This window comes from Aliidongia sp., from assembly GCF_035943795.1.
Lineage (GTDB): Bacteria > Pseudomonadota > Alphaproteobacteria > ATCC43930 > CGMCC-115725 > Aliidongia.
The window spans coordinates 177,173-189,006 of record NZ_DASZBY010000083.1; the positions used below are offsets into that span (position 1 = coordinate 177,173).

The window sequence follows — 11,834 nt, forward strand, 5'->3', positions numbered from 1 at the left end:
AAAGATGCGTCGTTACACCCTCGCCCCGATCGCCGTGGGATTGCTCTGCACGGCCTTTGCCGCCCAGGCCGGCTCGGTCAGCTGCGCCGCCTCCGCCTGCACCGACAGCTTCGCCACGGCCCGCTATGCGCCCGCCCATTGCCCGGCCCCGCCCGAGGTGCCGCACCTCAAGAGCGGCGACAAGGCGACCTACGATCATTCGGTCGCGCTGGCGAAAGCCTATTCGGACGCGGCCTCGGCGCGGATGAACTGCATCATCGACGAAGCCAACACGGATGCCACGCAGCTCCAGGCCGCGATCAAGGCCGGCGTGAAGCAGCAGCAGGATGAGGCGCAGGCCAAGCTGAGCGCGCTGCAGACCGCGCTCAACAACCTGCCGCGCCATTAGCCCTTCGGCAGCGGGAAATCCCGCCGACGAACGCGCCGGGCTCTTTTCGCGGCAGAGACTGACCCCGCAGTCTCCCGCGACGCTCGCGCGAGGAACGCCCGTGCCCTCACCGGCACGGGCGTTCTCATTTTCGCAGCCGGGTCGGCAGGGGCAAGACTGCCGACCGGCAGGAATGGCCCGGCAATTTTTGCCGATCTGCCCGCTTCGCCCCACCTGCTTTTCTATTAAGCGTCTGAGAACGCAAGAAGCGTTCCGCGGCCGTTGGATTGCTCCTGGCAAGAGGTCCCGCAACCTCTTCGTCCACGGAGGGCCCTTCATGAGCGTCAGTAGCCTCTCCCAAGCCAACGTCTTTCAGCAATGGCAGCAGCTGCAACAGCAGCGGCTCCAGGCTGAACAGGCGGCGGCCGCGGCGAGCAGCAGCTCGTCCAGTACCAATACCAGCAGCAGTAGCAGCGACGGCAGCAGCTCCATCATCGGCAGCCAGTCCGGTGCCGTCGCCCCGCCCGCCTTCTTTCAATTGCTGAACATCAACTTCCTCTCCGGCCTCTCGACCGACAATTCGTCGAGCGACAGCACCGATGGGACCAGCGCCAGCAGCGCCTCGACCTCCGCCAGCAGCACCGACAGCACGAAGTCGACGAAGCTGGACAGCGAGCTCGAAGCCCTGCTGGAGGCCCTCGCACCACCTCCACCACCCCCAACCCCGCCAGCGGTCGATCCGACGAGCGCTTCGAGTTCGGACAGCTCGAGCACCAGTGCGACGACCACGGCGAGTTCGAGCAGCGACAGTTCCTCCGCCAGCACCACGACACTGGCAAGTGGCCTGCAGTCCCTGCTGGCCCAACTGCAGACCGACATCGCAGCACTCCAGAACGGGGGGACGTCCGGCAGTGCCAGCACGACCGCCAGTTCGACGTCGAGCAGCACGAGCCAGACCGCCTCCGCCTCGACGGCAGATACGCAACAGGGTGTCGGCGCGCACAACCATCACCATCGCCATCACGTCGATTCCTATGCCCAAAGCCAGCAACTGGCCGGCACGACGGATAGCGCCAGCTCCAGCGATTCAAGCAGCTCGTCCGGCGACGGCAGCCTGATCAGCGATATCGTCGCCTAAAGGCGCGACACGGGTTCAGCGACGGCAGGCCGTCCAAAGGACGGTCCGGCCCCTCACCTGCTTTCCAAAGCCTGGCGATCCGCCTACCTTCGCCGCCATCCCCGGCGAATAGGACGGCCCGATGCTGTACGTGCCCACGCTGCTGCAGGCGATCGACTTGATCGGCACCTTCGTATTCGCCTTGAGCGGTGCGGTCGCCGGCGTGCGCCGTGGGCTCGACCTGTTCGGCGTGCTGGTGGTCGCCCTGGTCGCGGCCGTGTTCGGCGGCATTACCCGCGACATCCTGATCGGCGCGGTGCCGCCCGACGCGATCCTGCATCCGCACTATATCGTACTCGCCGCGGCCGCCGGCCTGTTCACCTTCCATTGGTACCCGCTGGTCGCGCGCTTCACCTACCCGGTCCGCCTGTTCGACGCGGCCGGCCTCGCCCTGTTCGCGGTGACCGGTACGGAAAAGGCGCTGCATCACGGCCTGGACGGCCTGTCGGCGGCATTGCTGGGCGTGGTCACCGCCATCGGCGGCGGCGTGGTGCGCGACGTGCTGCTGGCCGAGGTGCCGGTCGTGCTCCGCTCCGACATCTATGCGGTGGCGGCCCTGGCCGGCGCGCTGGTCATTGTCGCCGGCGACCGCCTCGCCCTGCCCGAGGCACCGATCGCGCTGGCCGGTGCCGCCCTCTGCTTCGGCCTGCGCATGCTGGCGCTCTACCGCGGCTGGCAGCTGCCGGCCTCGCGCTGGCACGTGAAGAGCGGTCCGTAAACCTCCGGGGTTCGAGCCTGTGATTTTCGCACTCCCCGGGCCCGCGGCGTTCAGGCTTATTCAACGATCATCGGCTCTTGTACTTCCGAGCGGCCGCACACGTTTTTTTTGCGGCTCGATCTTTGAATTTGGGACACGGATATTGATCAAGCGGTTCATCATCGCCGGCGCCTTCATCCTCCTGGCGCCGCTCGTTCTGGCATGGGAAGGCGTCTGGTCGCCCTATGGCAGCCCGGCCCTGCTGCAGACCTATCACTACCTCTTCGTCTGGCAACCGCTGATCGCCGGCCTGCTGGCGATTCTGGCCGCCTGCATCGCCCTGGAAGCCATCCTGCGCTCGACCCAGGCGACGACGCAGGCGACCTTGCATGCGGCCCATGTGATGGCGCGCGCGACGATCGAGGCGGCCGAGCGCACCGTCACGGCCGCCGGTGCCAAGGAAACCGCGCGCCAGAAGACCAGGGACGAGCGGGATCGGCAGGAGCAGATCGATATCGCCCTCGACGCGATCAACAAGCTGTCGGCCCTGACGAAATGCCTGCCCGCCGCCGTCGAAGAAGGCGAGCCACAGTTTCTGGTCACCGCCGCAGCCGCGTTGCCAGGCCTCTCGACCGTCCGGCTCAACGGCGTCGAAATGCGAATCCGCATGCTGGGTGCCGGGATCGCCAAGGATTTCGCGGACATCGAAGGCTGGGTATCCTCGACCATCGGCGACCGCGACACGCGCCGGGACCGGGCCGAGTTCCGGAACGCCGCCGTGCTGAAGCGCGAGGAAGCCGAAAGGCTGAAAGAGAAGATCCAGGGCAAGCTGCGCTTCGGCGCCTGAGCGATATTAGTTGCGCGACAGGTCCCAGTAGATATTGCAGGTCCTGTCTGTATTCAGTGACGAGGTTCCCGTGATGTGGCCGTCCTGCATCTTGCCGTTGAACAGGATCGTCTGGCCATTTTCCCGAAAGGCGAGTTTGACGGTCCCGTTCGGCGCGATGGTGCCGATCAGGAACTTGTTCTCCTTCATGCCATAGTCCGATCGGGCATTTCCCGCCTCGTCGACATCCATGACGAATTCATGGACGCCCAGACTGCAGATGCCGGTCTGAAGCGTCGTATAGCCGGCATAGCGCCCGGCAATCGTTGGAGCCGCCGGGGCATTGCCGGGCGTGGTCGCACCGCTTCCCGTCGGATAGGAATGGCGGATGAACAGCCCGGCGAAGATCAGCAGGGCAATGGATGCCAGGATGACGAGCGCGAACACCAGGTAGGAACCCCAGGTTTGCGCGGATTTTGCGGCGGCCATCGAACCAGGATCCATCGATATGTGACGAGTTCGGGCCGAAATCCCCAGCATCGGCCCCTTTTCGCCCCTAGAAGACCATCCCTCGGAAATGATTGTCAAAGGTCAGCGCGGCGGCGCAGGTCCGATATCGGCAGATCGGCGGGCTCTCGATGCCCGATGGCGGGAAGCGGCCGGCGCGCCATGCGCCGGCCCTTCTCAGTCCTTCCAAGGATCGAACTCGGCCGAGCCGGCCATCGCCACCGCGAACGGCCGCAGCGTGTGCAGCACCTTGACCGATCCGCCATGCGCAGCCAGGACCTCCGGCAGTCGGCGATAAGCCATCGGGCTTTCGTCGAGGTCGCCCCCGGCCAGCAGCACGCCGCGCTCCTGCAGCCAGGCATCCATCTGCGCCTGGGTGAAGGTGCGCTTGGCCTGCATCCGACCGAACAGGCGGCCGGCGCCGTGGACGGTCGAATAGAGCGCCGCCTTCGCCTCCTCGCTATCGACACCTTCGAGGATGACGCAGTCATCGCCCATCGACCCGCCGACGAAGCCGCGCTGACCCGGGAACGCCGGCGTGGCACCCTTGCGCACCACCCACAGGTCCCGCTCGACCCCGCCGACGACATGCTTTTCGCGCCAGGCGTAGTTGTGGTGGTTGTGGACCCTATCGGTGATCTCGCCGCCGATGATCTGGCGCACGCGATCGACGACCCACTCGCGGCCGGCGTAGCTGTAGCGGCCGGCCAGTTGCATCGCGGCGATATAGCGGCGCCCGATCTCGCTGTCCTCGTCGACCACGGCCGGCGCGACGTTCATGCCGTCCTTGCCCCCGGCGGCCTTCAGGTAGCGGGTCGCGCTGGTGTGACCGAGGCCGCGGCTACCGAAATGCACACCGATCCAGACGAAGCCAGCCTGGTCGGTCAGGAGGTCGACATAATGGTTGCCTGATCCGACCGTGCCGAGCTGGCCGACAGCCTTCTGGCGATAGGCTTCCATGTCGCTCGCGCGCCAGGCGTCACCATCGTCGAACAGCGCGTGTTCGGCACCCTCGGCATTGGTCCGGCCGATCCCGAACGAGATGACCTTCCGGATGTCCTGCAGAATCGTGGCGGCGTTCTCCCGGATGTCGTCATAGCGGGTGTCCAAACGGACGGCCATGTTGCCGCAGCCGATATCGAAGCCCACGCCTGAGATGCTGATCTGCTTCTCGTAGGCGATGACGCCGCCGACCGGCTGGGCATAGCCCAAATGGCCGTCAGCGCAGATCACGCCGGCGACGCAGTTGCCGACCTCCATGCAGGCGCGCATCTGGTCGATCGTCTTCTGATCGTGCTGGCCGAAGACCTTGAGCGGGCTGTTGGCGAATTGCGCCGACTGCGGTGCGATCGGCGCGACGGGCTCCTGGCGCGCCTGGGCAAGCGCCACATCGCGCGCTGCGTCGAGGAAGGTGCACCAAGTCGGCAGCGGTCGGGCGCCCGGCCGGTCGATCTTCGCATCCGGATCGAGTCCGGCGGCCGTGGCGAGCAAGCGTGCCCGGTCCTGGTAGGGATCCGGCCGACGCATCTTCGGCTCTTTCGGGATGTCTCGGGTCTTCGTCATGGTCGTTTCTTCTTCTGATCTCGACCGGCGTCGCCGCGCTGGGCGGTCGGCGCCGGTCCGTTGATGCACTATGCCTGCAGCTCGGCCTGCCAATACAGGTACGAGCCGAAGTCCTCCCGAAGATCGTTCGGCAGGAACTCGAGCCCGGCCCGCAGCAGCTCCGCCGACGTCGGGCGGCGAGGATCCTTGAGCGGACGGAGACGCCCGTCCTTCCGGATCACGCCGCGGCGACCGGAGTGATTGGCCTCTTTATCCGCCTTCTTGCCGTTGCAGCCGAGGCAGGCGGTCAGGATGTTCGTCCAGGTCGTCTTCCCGCCCTTCGAGCGCGGCACGAGGTGATCGAACGTCAGCTCCGATGCTTCGAACGGCTCCCCGCAGTATTGGCAGCGGTACCGGTCGCGCAGCAGGATCGACCGGCGGCAGAACTTCGGTTCGCTCGACACCGGAGCGTATTGCTTCAGCGCCACGACCCTGGGGATCGCGATCTCGGTCGTCGGCGAGCGGAACACGGCGTCCCAGTTCTCGACCACGGCCACGCGATCGCGGAATAGCGCATGGACGGCATCCCGACCGGGGATGAGCGACAGCGGCCAGGTCGACAGCGGTTGATAGTCGGCGTTCAGAACCAGGCATTGGTATTGTCTTCGGACAGCAGCCTCTTGCGGCCAACGAGCCAGGGCGGACATATCGACCTCCGAGATGGTGCCGGCAGGAGGAATCGAACCTCCGCCGCCTGCTTACGAAACAGGAGCGCTGCCACTACGCTCATGCCGGCATGGTGCGCCCTGCTGGAATTGAACCAGCCTCCCCGAGTTAAAAGCTCGGTGCTCAGCCGATAAGCCAAGGGCGCGATGGTGCCCCGCCCCGGATTCGAACCGGGACCGTTACTCGTTTTGAGCGAGCCGCTTCTGCCGATTGAGCAAGCGGGGCAAATTGGTCTTCCCGCCCGGGGTCGAACCGGGATCTCTGGCTTCGGAGGCCAGGGCTCTATCCATTGAGCTACGGAAAGATCTGGTGGCCCGTGCAGAAATCGAATCTGCCCAAGCGGGTTTAGAAGACCCGCGCCGTCCCAGCGGACGGGCCGAATTGGTGCGCTGGGCGGGACTCGAACCCGCATGCTCCGGTTCCGTAGACCGGCGCTAATCCAGTTCAGCTACCAGCGCATGGTGCCGCGTGCGGGGATCGAACCCAGCCTCATCGGAGTGAAGTTCCGACCGCCTCACCAGAAGCGTAACGCGGCATGTTGGTAGGCCGTGACGGTGCCGCCCCGCCGACATCCTGTTTGTAAGACAGGCGCTCTACTGCTGAGCTAACGGCCCTGAGAAATGGTCGGGAATGTCCGATTTGAACGGACGACCCTCGCGCCCCAAACGCGATGCTCTGGCCAGGCTGAGCTAATCCCCGATGAATGGCGCCCATGAGGAGAGTCGAACCCCCGCATGCCGGCTTAGGAGACCAGACGCCGGATCCGCCAGCATGGGCAAGATGGTCGAGATGGCGGGATTCGAACGCGCATCCTCCCCGTCCCGAACGGGGCGCTCAACCGTTGAGCTACATCTCGATACTGGCGCCCGTGATGGGGATCGAACCCACCTCGTCAGATCGACAATCTGATGCCGTCACCAGACCGCTACACGGGCAAAAGGGGGCGCCGCGCTCACTGCTCTCGGACCTATGCGAGCGCGACTGAACCGGCTTTTTGCCGCCGGCTGTTGGTGGGGATGGTGGGAGTCGAACCCACATAGGACCGCTTAAGAGGCGGGACCGATGCCTTTACGGATTACATCCCCGTGATCTGGTCCTTCGGTGAAGAATCGAACTTCACTCTGACGGTTATCAACCGCCTGCACTGCCACTGTGCTACCGAAGGAAATTGGTGGGCGGCGGACAGAATCGAACTTCATGCCCGGAGGCGGCGGGTTTACAGCCCGCTGTCGGCACCAGCCAACGATCGCCGCCCGTGAAACTGGAGCTCCGCATCGGGATCGAACCGATGGCCTTTCCTGCGCCAGAGGCCGCCCTGGTTGACCTTCCGTGAATTGGTGCCCTGGGTCAGATTCGAACTGACACTGTACGCGTTCTAAGCGCGCCGCCTCCTGCCGTTGGGCTACCAGGGCTTGGGGATGGTTGGTGCCCCGTGCCGGTTACGATCCGAGCCTGCCCACCGTGAGAGGGCGATGACCTCACCAGAAGTCGAACGGGGCGGTTGGTTCGAGGCCCAGGCTCCGACCCTGGATTTCAGCGTTCAAAGCGCCGCGTCCTGCCATTGGACGAGCCTCGATCGAGTTGGCTCCAGGCCTTGGGATCGAACCAAGCTCTCCGGTTTCAGAGACCGGCGTCCTCACCGTGAAGACCATCCTGGAATGAATTGGGGTGGCGTATCGGTATCGATCCGATCGAAGCCTGAGTCACAGTCAGGCGGGTTCGCCTGCTCCCTCACGCCACCATCGACTTGGACGATCGCTCCGGTACTGCCCCGGTTAAACCGCTTTGCAGGCGGCTGCCGCTCTATTCTGGCTCGCGATCGAATTGGCACCGGGGGAAGGAATTGAACCCTCTTCCGCAGTTTTGGAGACTGCGTTGACGCCACGTCACCCCGATATGTTGGCTCCCATCCCAGGTACCGCCCCTGGCGATCTCCGATTAACAGTCGGGTCCGTTCGCTTGCTCGGTCGATGGGAACAATGTTTGGAGCGTCCAGTCGGATTCGAACCGACATTCTCAGGTTGGAAGCCTGATGCCCTACCCTTGGACGATGAACGCATGGTGCCTCCCCGCCGGATCGAACGGCGTCCTCCGGTTCTTCAAACCGGCGCGCGCACCAGCTACGCCAGAGAGGCAATTTGGTTGCGGAGGCTGGATTCGAACCAGCGGTCTGCTGCTTATGAGACAGCCGAGGACGACCGGGCTCCTCTACCCGCAATGGGACCAGCGAGACGAGTTGAACGTCTGACCTGACCGTTATGAGCGGCCGGCTCTACCGTTGAGCTACGCTGGCGAAATTGGAGCGGACGACGAGAATCGAACTCGTGTCGGCGCGATGGCGCCGCGCTGCTCGACCATTGAGCTACGTCCGCAATATTGGTGGAGGCGCGGGGAATCGAACCCGCGATCATCTGCTTGCAAAACAGAAGTCCTACCGTTGAACGACGCCCCCGATATTGAAAAAGCTGCTGCGGGCCAACGGCACTCGAACCGGGGCTTGCACCGATCTACCGCTCGCCGTTGCCGGCGTATGAACACAAAAAACCTCTCCAGGCTGCCCTGAAGAGGTTCGGTCGCTTTCGCTTCCTGGGTGCTTTCGGTCAGCTCAAACTGACCTCCTCGCACCGAACCTCTTCGACTGTCGCCCACGTACCCTGTTGATTTTCCCGCAGGCCTTTGCCCATGGGGAATCGTGAGGCGGTATGCGCGGGCGACCGATAGTCGGACCCGACGCACGCAATGAGCTTCGGCAGCGCGCGCTGGGCGGCTGCTGTGGTCTCGGTGGATGGGCGGATCAGGTTCATCATGGTGATGACACTCGTACGCGATATCGGAACTATTCGTCAATCGGAATCTTTCCTATGTAGGATGTATTTTTACGAGCAAGGGTACTCGCGTGGCGTGACTGGCCGACGGTCGCGGAATCGGGAACTCGTTGGTCGCCTTGCCGGGATAGGTTTCCGGCACGTCAGTACCAGCCTATGAGAGCGGCGGCGGATGGGCGTTGCTTTCGGCCATCGCCCCGGTCTGCACCGCCGCGGACGCGAAGAACGCGACCGCAGCGGCGCCTGTCAGGACCGAACTGAGGTGTCGTCAGCGGCGCGCGAGCAGCAGGCCTACGACCACGCCCAGCACGCCCAGGGCGACGAGACCCTGCACCGACCGGTTACCGGCCAATTCCTGCACGGTATCGACGGTTTCCTCGTACCCTTCGCTCAACGTCTTGCGCACGCGCGGGGCATGCTCGCGAACCTGGCGACCGGCTTCGTCGCCCAGGGCAACGACACGATCATGCAGCTTGTCGGTCGCATCCTTGAACGCTGACGACATCGCGGTCTCTTCCATGGCAGGTCTCCTGAGGGTTGCCCGCCTCAACCCGGGACCGCCGGTCTCGTTCCACGGCTTACGCGCGCGCTTCAGCATCGATGCGGGCGCGCTCGACGGTGATGAGATCGCCGAGCCGCTTCACGCCCTCGACGATCTGGTCGCGCGACGCCTGGGAGAAGCTGAGCCGGATGGTGTTGCGGGCGGCGGCACCGGTATAGAACGGCGCGCCGGGCACGAACGCGACGCGATAGTCGCTGATCGCCTTGGCCAGCAGGTCGGCTCCGTCGAAGCCCGACGGCAGTTCGAGCCAGACGAACATCCCCCCGTCCGGCTTTACCCAGCGCACGTCCTGCGGCAGATGCCGCGTCAGCGCCTCGACCATCCAGCCCTTGCGTTCGGCATAGGCATGACGGTTGCGGACGATCTGCGCGTCGTAGGTTTCGACCGCCAGCCGCTCCATCACCATCTGGTTGAGGGTCGAGACGTGCAGGTCGGAGGCCTGCTTGACCAGGACGAGCTTGTCGATCACCCCGCCCGCGGCACAGATCCAACCGATGCGGAGGCCGGGCGCGAACACCTTGGAAAAAGTCCCGCAATACAGCACGCGGCTCGCATCGATCGAACCGGTCGCATCGCAATCGAGCTTGAGCAGGCTCCCGTTGCGCTGCCCCTCATGCCCGAGGTCGGCATAGGCCGCGTCCTCGAGCACGGCGACGTCGAGCTCTCCCGCCAGGGCGAGCGCCGCAGAACGTTGATGGCGGCTCAGGGTTCGACCGGTCGGATTGGCGAAGTCCGGGATGAGATAGGCGAGCCGCGCACGCACGGCGTCGCCGTCGGCCAGATCGGGCACCGACGCGCCGGTGTCGTCCAGGACCAGCGGACGCAGGTCCGGCTCGTAGGTGCGGATCGACTGGATGAAGCCCAGGTAGGTCGGCCGTTCGGTCAGCACGATGTCGCCCGGCGAGACGAACAGCTTGCCGATGAGATCGAGCGCCTGTTGCGACCCCGCCGTGATCAGAATGTTATGGGCCGAACATTCCACGCCGCGCGTGTCGCGCATGTAGCCGGCGATCCAGGCGCGCAACGGCCCGTAGCCCTCGCTCACCGAATATTGCAGCCCTTCCGCCGCTGACGTGCCGGCGCCCAGGATCGCGCGCAGGGTCGCATCCACCCGCTCGGTCGGGAACAAGGCGGCGTCGGGAATGCCGCCGGCGAAGGAGATGATGTCCGGCTGTTCGAGGAGCTTCAGCAACTCACGGATTTCAGACGCTTTCATGCCGTCGGCACGACGGGCATAGAGATGGGCGAGCGGGTCGGGCTGAGACTGGGTCATGGCACCCCGAAGGGAAAAGGTCCGATGGATCCTCGATATCCTATCGACACCCGGCCCTCAACCACCGTCGCCGCCGGGGCGCCCTGCAAGGATCGGGGCCGACGAGCGCGACCTGCGCCGGGGAACTGCTGCGATCCCTGCCGGGCGATCGCCGCCTGCTGACGCGTTCCAGAACAGCCTCGGTCAGAGCAGCGGGGCCTTGTCCACCGGCCGATCCAGCAGTCGCTCGACGGTGGAGACCAGTAATTCGACGCTCAGCGGCTTCTCGAGCGCGGCACCGGCGCCGAGGGACATCGCCAGGTGGAGGTAGTCATAGTCGCCGACCTTGCCGGCCAAGCGGCGCCCGGAGATCGCCAGGATCGGCAGCGAAGCGTCCTGGCGTCGGATCGCCATGATCGTCGCCAGCCCCTCCTGCACCGGCATCACGATGTCGGTGATCACCAGATCTATTTTCGCGCCGTCGAAAGCCTGCATGCCGGCCAAGCCGTTCAAAGCCGTCGTCACCGAATGGCCATGCTCTTCCAGCACATTGGAAATGAAGAGAACGGCAGAGGGATCATCGTCGATTACCAATATGCGCGCCATCGCGTCGATGACCTCGTCTCTATGCGCCGCCAACTGTGTTCGGCGCCGGATTTCTTACTTCTCGCCTAGAGGCTGATCTTTCGAGAAAACCGTGTCAACCGTTCCGGCGCCGCGTCGAATCTCAAAAGAAAAGCGACACCCGTTTCCGGATGTCGCTTCTTTTCGCGGCTAAGGGGTGCGATGCACCCCGAAGCTTAGGCTTTAGGCGGCGAGGCTGCCGCGCTTGTTCTGGCGGCGGAAGCCCAGGAAGCCGAGGCCGGCGAGGCCCGCACCGAACAGGGCGAGCGCGCCCGGCTCCGGAACGGCCGACGCGTTGGCCGAGACTTCTTCGACGACGTTGAAGATGTAGGTCTGGCCGGCGGTCACGGCGAACGTGTAGGGCGAGCCGGCGAAGGACTGCGGCGAGGTGCTGCCGTCGGTACCGGTCGCGCCGAGCACCGTGGCGCTCACGCCGTTGGAGCCGAGCGCGGAGTAGCTCGTGCTGCCGACCTGGAAGGACAGGGCAACGTGAGCGTTCGCAACCTGCGCGTCGTTCGTGGAGTTCGACGTGTTGGCATAGACCTCATAGAAGCCCGCGACCGTCAGCTTCAGGATGGCGTTCTGGCTGGCCGTGAAGGTGAACTGGGTCTGGGTGTCGGTCTTCGCCTGGTTGGCGTTGCCCTGGGTGCCGTTCAGCAGGTTCAGCTGGGTCGTGGCGATGGCGTTGGTGACGCCGCCCGTCAGCAGCGAGCCGGTGATCGACGAGGT

General features: G+C 64.9%; 12 protein-coding genes and 24 tRNA genes. 4 read left to right on the plus strand and 32 right to left on the minus strand.

Annotation, left to right across the window (positions count from 1 at the left end; translation table 11 throughout):
• Positions 1 to 4 precede the first annotated feature (4 nt).
• The 4 genes from VGV37_RS15000 to VGV37_RS15015 all read left to right on the plus strand — a co-directional run bounded on the left by VGV37_RS15000 (position 5) and on the right by VGV37_RS15015 (position 3,088).
• A complete protein-coding gene (locus VGV37_RS15000; protein ID WP_326880510.1) occupies positions 5 to 388 on the plus strand; it encodes a hypothetical protein in 384 nt (127 codons plus the stop codon).
• Positions 389 to 704: 316 nt separating this feature from the next.
• On the plus strand, positions 705 to 1,505 hold the full coding sequence (locus VGV37_RS15005; protein ID WP_326880511.1) for a hypothetical protein: 801 nt from the start codon (positions 705 to 707) through the stop codon (positions 1,503 to 1,505).
• A gap of 121 nt (positions 1,506 to 1,626) precedes the next feature.
• Positions 1,627 to 2,262: a trimeric intracellular cation channel family protein gene (locus VGV37_RS15010; protein WP_326880512.1), complete on the plus strand. Its 636-nt coding sequence runs from the start codon at positions 1,627 to 1,629 to the stop codon at positions 2,260 to 2,262.
• A gap of 142 nt (positions 2,263 to 2,404) precedes the next feature.
• Positions 2,405 to 3,088 carry a hypothetical protein gene (locus VGV37_RS15015; RefSeq protein WP_326880513.1) on the plus strand — a complete coding sequence of 228 codons (684 nt, stop codon included), beginning with the start codon at positions 2,405 to 2,407 and terminating at the stop codon, positions 3,086 to 3,088.
• A 6-nt stretch (positions 3,089 to 3,094) separates the two neighbouring features.
• On the opposite strand, the gene VGV37_RS15020 is transcribed toward VGV37_RS15015, so the two are convergent.
• The 32 genes from VGV37_RS15020 to VGV37_RS15175 form a co-directional block, all read right to left on the minus strand.
• Complete coding sequence (locus VGV37_RS15020) at positions 3,095 to 3,556, minus strand: hypothetical protein (protein WP_326880514.1); 462 nt, start codon at positions 3,554 to 3,556, stop codon at positions 3,095 to 3,097.
• 195 nt (positions 3,557 to 3,751) lie between these two features.
• The gene (locus VGV37_RS15025; RefSeq protein ID WP_326880515.1) at positions 3,752 to 5,137 is read right to left on the minus strand and encodes an RtcB family protein; all 1,386 of its coding nucleotides are present in this window, start codon (positions 5,135 to 5,137) and stop codon (positions 3,752 to 3,754) included.
• A 68-nt stretch (positions 5,138 to 5,205) separates the two neighbouring features.
• Positions 5,206 to 5,823: an HNH endonuclease gene (locus VGV37_RS15030; protein ID WP_326880516.1), complete on the minus strand. Its 618-nt coding sequence runs from the start codon at positions 5,821 to 5,823 to the stop codon at positions 5,206 to 5,208.
• Positions 5,824 to 5,837: 14 nt separating this feature from the next.
• Positions 5,838 to 5,912, minus strand: a tRNA-Thr gene (locus VGV37_RS15035).
• A 1-nt stretch (position 5,913) separates the two neighbouring features.
• Positions 5,914 to 5,987, minus strand: a tRNA-Lys gene (locus tag VGV37_RS15040).
• Between the two features lie 2 nt (positions 5,988 to 5,989).
• A tRNA-Leu gene (locus VGV37_RS15045) sits at positions 5,990 to 6,067 on the minus strand.
• A 4-nt stretch (positions 6,068 to 6,071) separates the two neighbouring features.
• A tRNA-Arg gene (locus tag VGV37_RS15050) sits at positions 6,072 to 6,146 on the minus strand.
• 3 nt (positions 6,147 to 6,149) lie between these two features.
• Positions 6,150 to 6,220, minus strand: a tRNA-Arg gene (locus VGV37_RS15055).
• Between the two features lie 4 nt (positions 6,221 to 6,224).
• Positions 6,225 to 6,300 (minus strand) — tRNA-Arg (locus tag VGV37_RS15060).
• Position 6,301: 1 nt separating this feature from the next.
• A tRNA-Glu gene (locus tag VGV37_RS15065) sits at positions 6,302 to 6,377 on the minus strand.
• Positions 6,378 to 6,381: 4 nt separating this feature from the next.
• Positions 6,382 to 6,456, minus strand: a tRNA-Val gene (locus VGV37_RS15070).
• A gap of 7 nt (positions 6,457 to 6,463) precedes the next feature.
• Positions 6,464 to 6,541, minus strand: a tRNA-Pro gene (locus VGV37_RS15075).
• 82 nt (positions 6,542 to 6,623) lie between these two features.
• Positions 6,624 to 6,698 (minus strand) — tRNA-Pro (locus tag VGV37_RS15080).
• 4 nt (positions 6,699 to 6,702) lie between these two features.
• Positions 6,703 to 6,777: transfer RNA gene (locus VGV37_RS15085), tRNA-Asp, on the minus strand.
• A 73-nt stretch (positions 6,778 to 6,850) separates the two neighbouring features.
• Positions 6,851 to 6,927, minus strand: a tRNA-Lys gene (locus VGV37_RS15090).
• A 6-nt stretch (positions 6,928 to 6,933) separates the two neighbouring features.
• Positions 6,934 to 7,007: transfer RNA gene (locus VGV37_RS15095), tRNA-Ile, on the minus strand.
• A gap of 4 nt (positions 7,008 to 7,011) precedes the next feature.
• Positions 7,012 to 7,097, minus strand: a tRNA-Tyr gene (locus VGV37_RS15100).
• An 80-nt stretch (positions 7,098 to 7,177) separates the two neighbouring features.
• Positions 7,178 to 7,254: transfer RNA gene (locus tag VGV37_RS15105), tRNA-Leu, on the minus strand.
• Between the two features lie 11 nt (positions 7,255 to 7,265).
• Positions 7,266 to 7,341 (minus strand) — tRNA-Glu (locus tag VGV37_RS15110).
• Positions 7,342 to 7,424: 83 nt separating this feature from the next.
• A tRNA-Gln gene (locus tag VGV37_RS15115) sits at positions 7,425 to 7,500 on the minus strand.
• 167 nt (positions 7,501 to 7,667) lie between these two features.
• Positions 7,668 to 7,738: transfer RNA gene (locus tag VGV37_RS15120), tRNA-OTHER, on the minus strand.
• 88 nt (positions 7,739 to 7,826) lie between these two features.
• Positions 7,827 to 7,900 (minus strand) — tRNA-Gly (locus VGV37_RS15125).
• A gap of 1 nt (position 7,901) precedes the next feature.
• Positions 7,902 to 7,977 (minus strand) — tRNA-Phe (locus tag VGV37_RS15130).
• Between the two features lie 4 nt (positions 7,978 to 7,981).
• A tRNA-Met gene (locus tag VGV37_RS15135) sits at positions 7,982 to 8,059 on the minus strand.
• Position 8,060: 1 nt separating this feature from the next.
• Positions 8,061 to 8,135: transfer RNA gene (locus VGV37_RS15140), tRNA-Met, on the minus strand.
• A 5-nt stretch (positions 8,136 to 8,140) separates the two neighbouring features.
• Positions 8,141 to 8,214, minus strand: a tRNA-Gly gene (locus VGV37_RS15145).
• 5 nt (positions 8,215 to 8,219) lie between these two features.
• Positions 8,220 to 8,294 (minus strand) — tRNA-Ala (locus VGV37_RS15150).
• Positions 8,295 to 8,442: 148 nt separating this feature from the next.
• A complete protein-coding gene (locus tag VGV37_RS15155; protein ID WP_326880517.1) occupies positions 8,443 to 8,649 on the minus strand; it encodes a hypothetical protein in 207 nt (68 codons plus the stop codon).
• A gap of 286 nt (positions 8,650 to 8,935) precedes the next feature.
• Positions 8,936 to 9,187 (minus strand): hypothetical protein, encoded by a 252-nt coding sequence (locus tag VGV37_RS15160; protein ID WP_326880518.1) that lies wholly within the window; start codon positions 9,185 to 9,187, stop codon positions 8,936 to 8,938.
• 58 nt (positions 9,188 to 9,245) lie between these two features.
• Positions 9,246 to 10,502 carry a PLP-dependent aminotransferase family protein gene (locus VGV37_RS15165; RefSeq protein ID WP_326880519.1) on the minus strand — a complete coding sequence of 419 codons (1,257 nt, stop codon included), beginning with the start codon at positions 10,500 to 10,502 and terminating at the stop codon, positions 9,246 to 9,248.
• Between the two features lie 183 nt (positions 10,503 to 10,685).
• On the minus strand, positions 10,686 to 11,087 hold the full coding sequence (locus VGV37_RS15170) for a response regulator (RefSeq protein ID WP_326880520.1): 402 nt from the start codon (positions 11,085 to 11,087) through the stop codon (positions 10,686 to 10,688).
• Between the two features lie 201 nt (positions 11,088 to 11,288).
• A partial coding sequence (locus VGV37_RS15175; RefSeq protein WP_326880522.1) for a PEP-CTERM sorting domain-containing protein occupies positions 11,289 to 11,834 on the minus strand: 546 nt, incomplete at its 5' end.

Bases quoted from the DNA above. Each gene is read 5' to 3' on its own strand.
- VGV37_RS15025 (WP_326880515.1), bottom strand. From the start codon at position 5,137: ATGACGAAGACCCGAGACATCCCGAAAGAGCCGAAGATGCGTCGGCCG.
- VGV37_RS15160 (WP_326880518.1), bottom strand. From the start codon at position 9,187: ATGGAAGAGACCGCGATGTCGTCAGCGTTCAAGGATGCGACCGACAAG.
- VGV37_RS15010 (WP_326880512.1), top strand. From the start codon at position 1,627: ATGCTGTACGTGCCCACGCTGCTGCAGGCGATCGACTTGATCGGCACC.
- VGV37_RS15170 (WP_326880520.1), bottom strand. From the start codon at position 11,087: ATGGCGCGCATATTGGTAATCGACGATGATCCCTCTGCCGTTCTCTTC.
- VGV37_RS15005 (WP_326880511.1), top strand. From the start codon at position 705: ATGAGCGTCAGTAGCCTCTCCCAAGCCAACGTCTTTCAGCAATGGCAG.
- VGV37_RS15000 (WP_326880510.1), top strand. From the start codon at position 5: ATGCGTCGTTACACCCTCGCCCCGATCGCCGTGGGATTGCTCTGCACG.
- VGV37_RS15020 (WP_326880514.1), bottom strand. From the start codon at position 3,556: ATGGCCGCCGCAAAATCCGCGCAAACCTGGGGTTCCTACCTGGTGTTC.
- VGV37_RS15155 (WP_326880517.1), bottom strand. From the start codon at position 8,649: ATGATGAACCTGATCCGCCCATCCACCGAGACCACAGCAGCCGCCCAG.
- VGV37_RS15030 (WP_326880516.1), bottom strand. From the start codon at position 5,823: ATGTCCGCCCTGGCTCGTTGGCCGCAAGAGGCTGCTGTCCGAAGACAA.
- VGV37_RS15165 (WP_326880519.1), bottom strand. From the start codon at position 10,502: ATGACCCAGTCTCAGCCCGACCCGCTCGCCCATCTCTATGCCCGTCGT.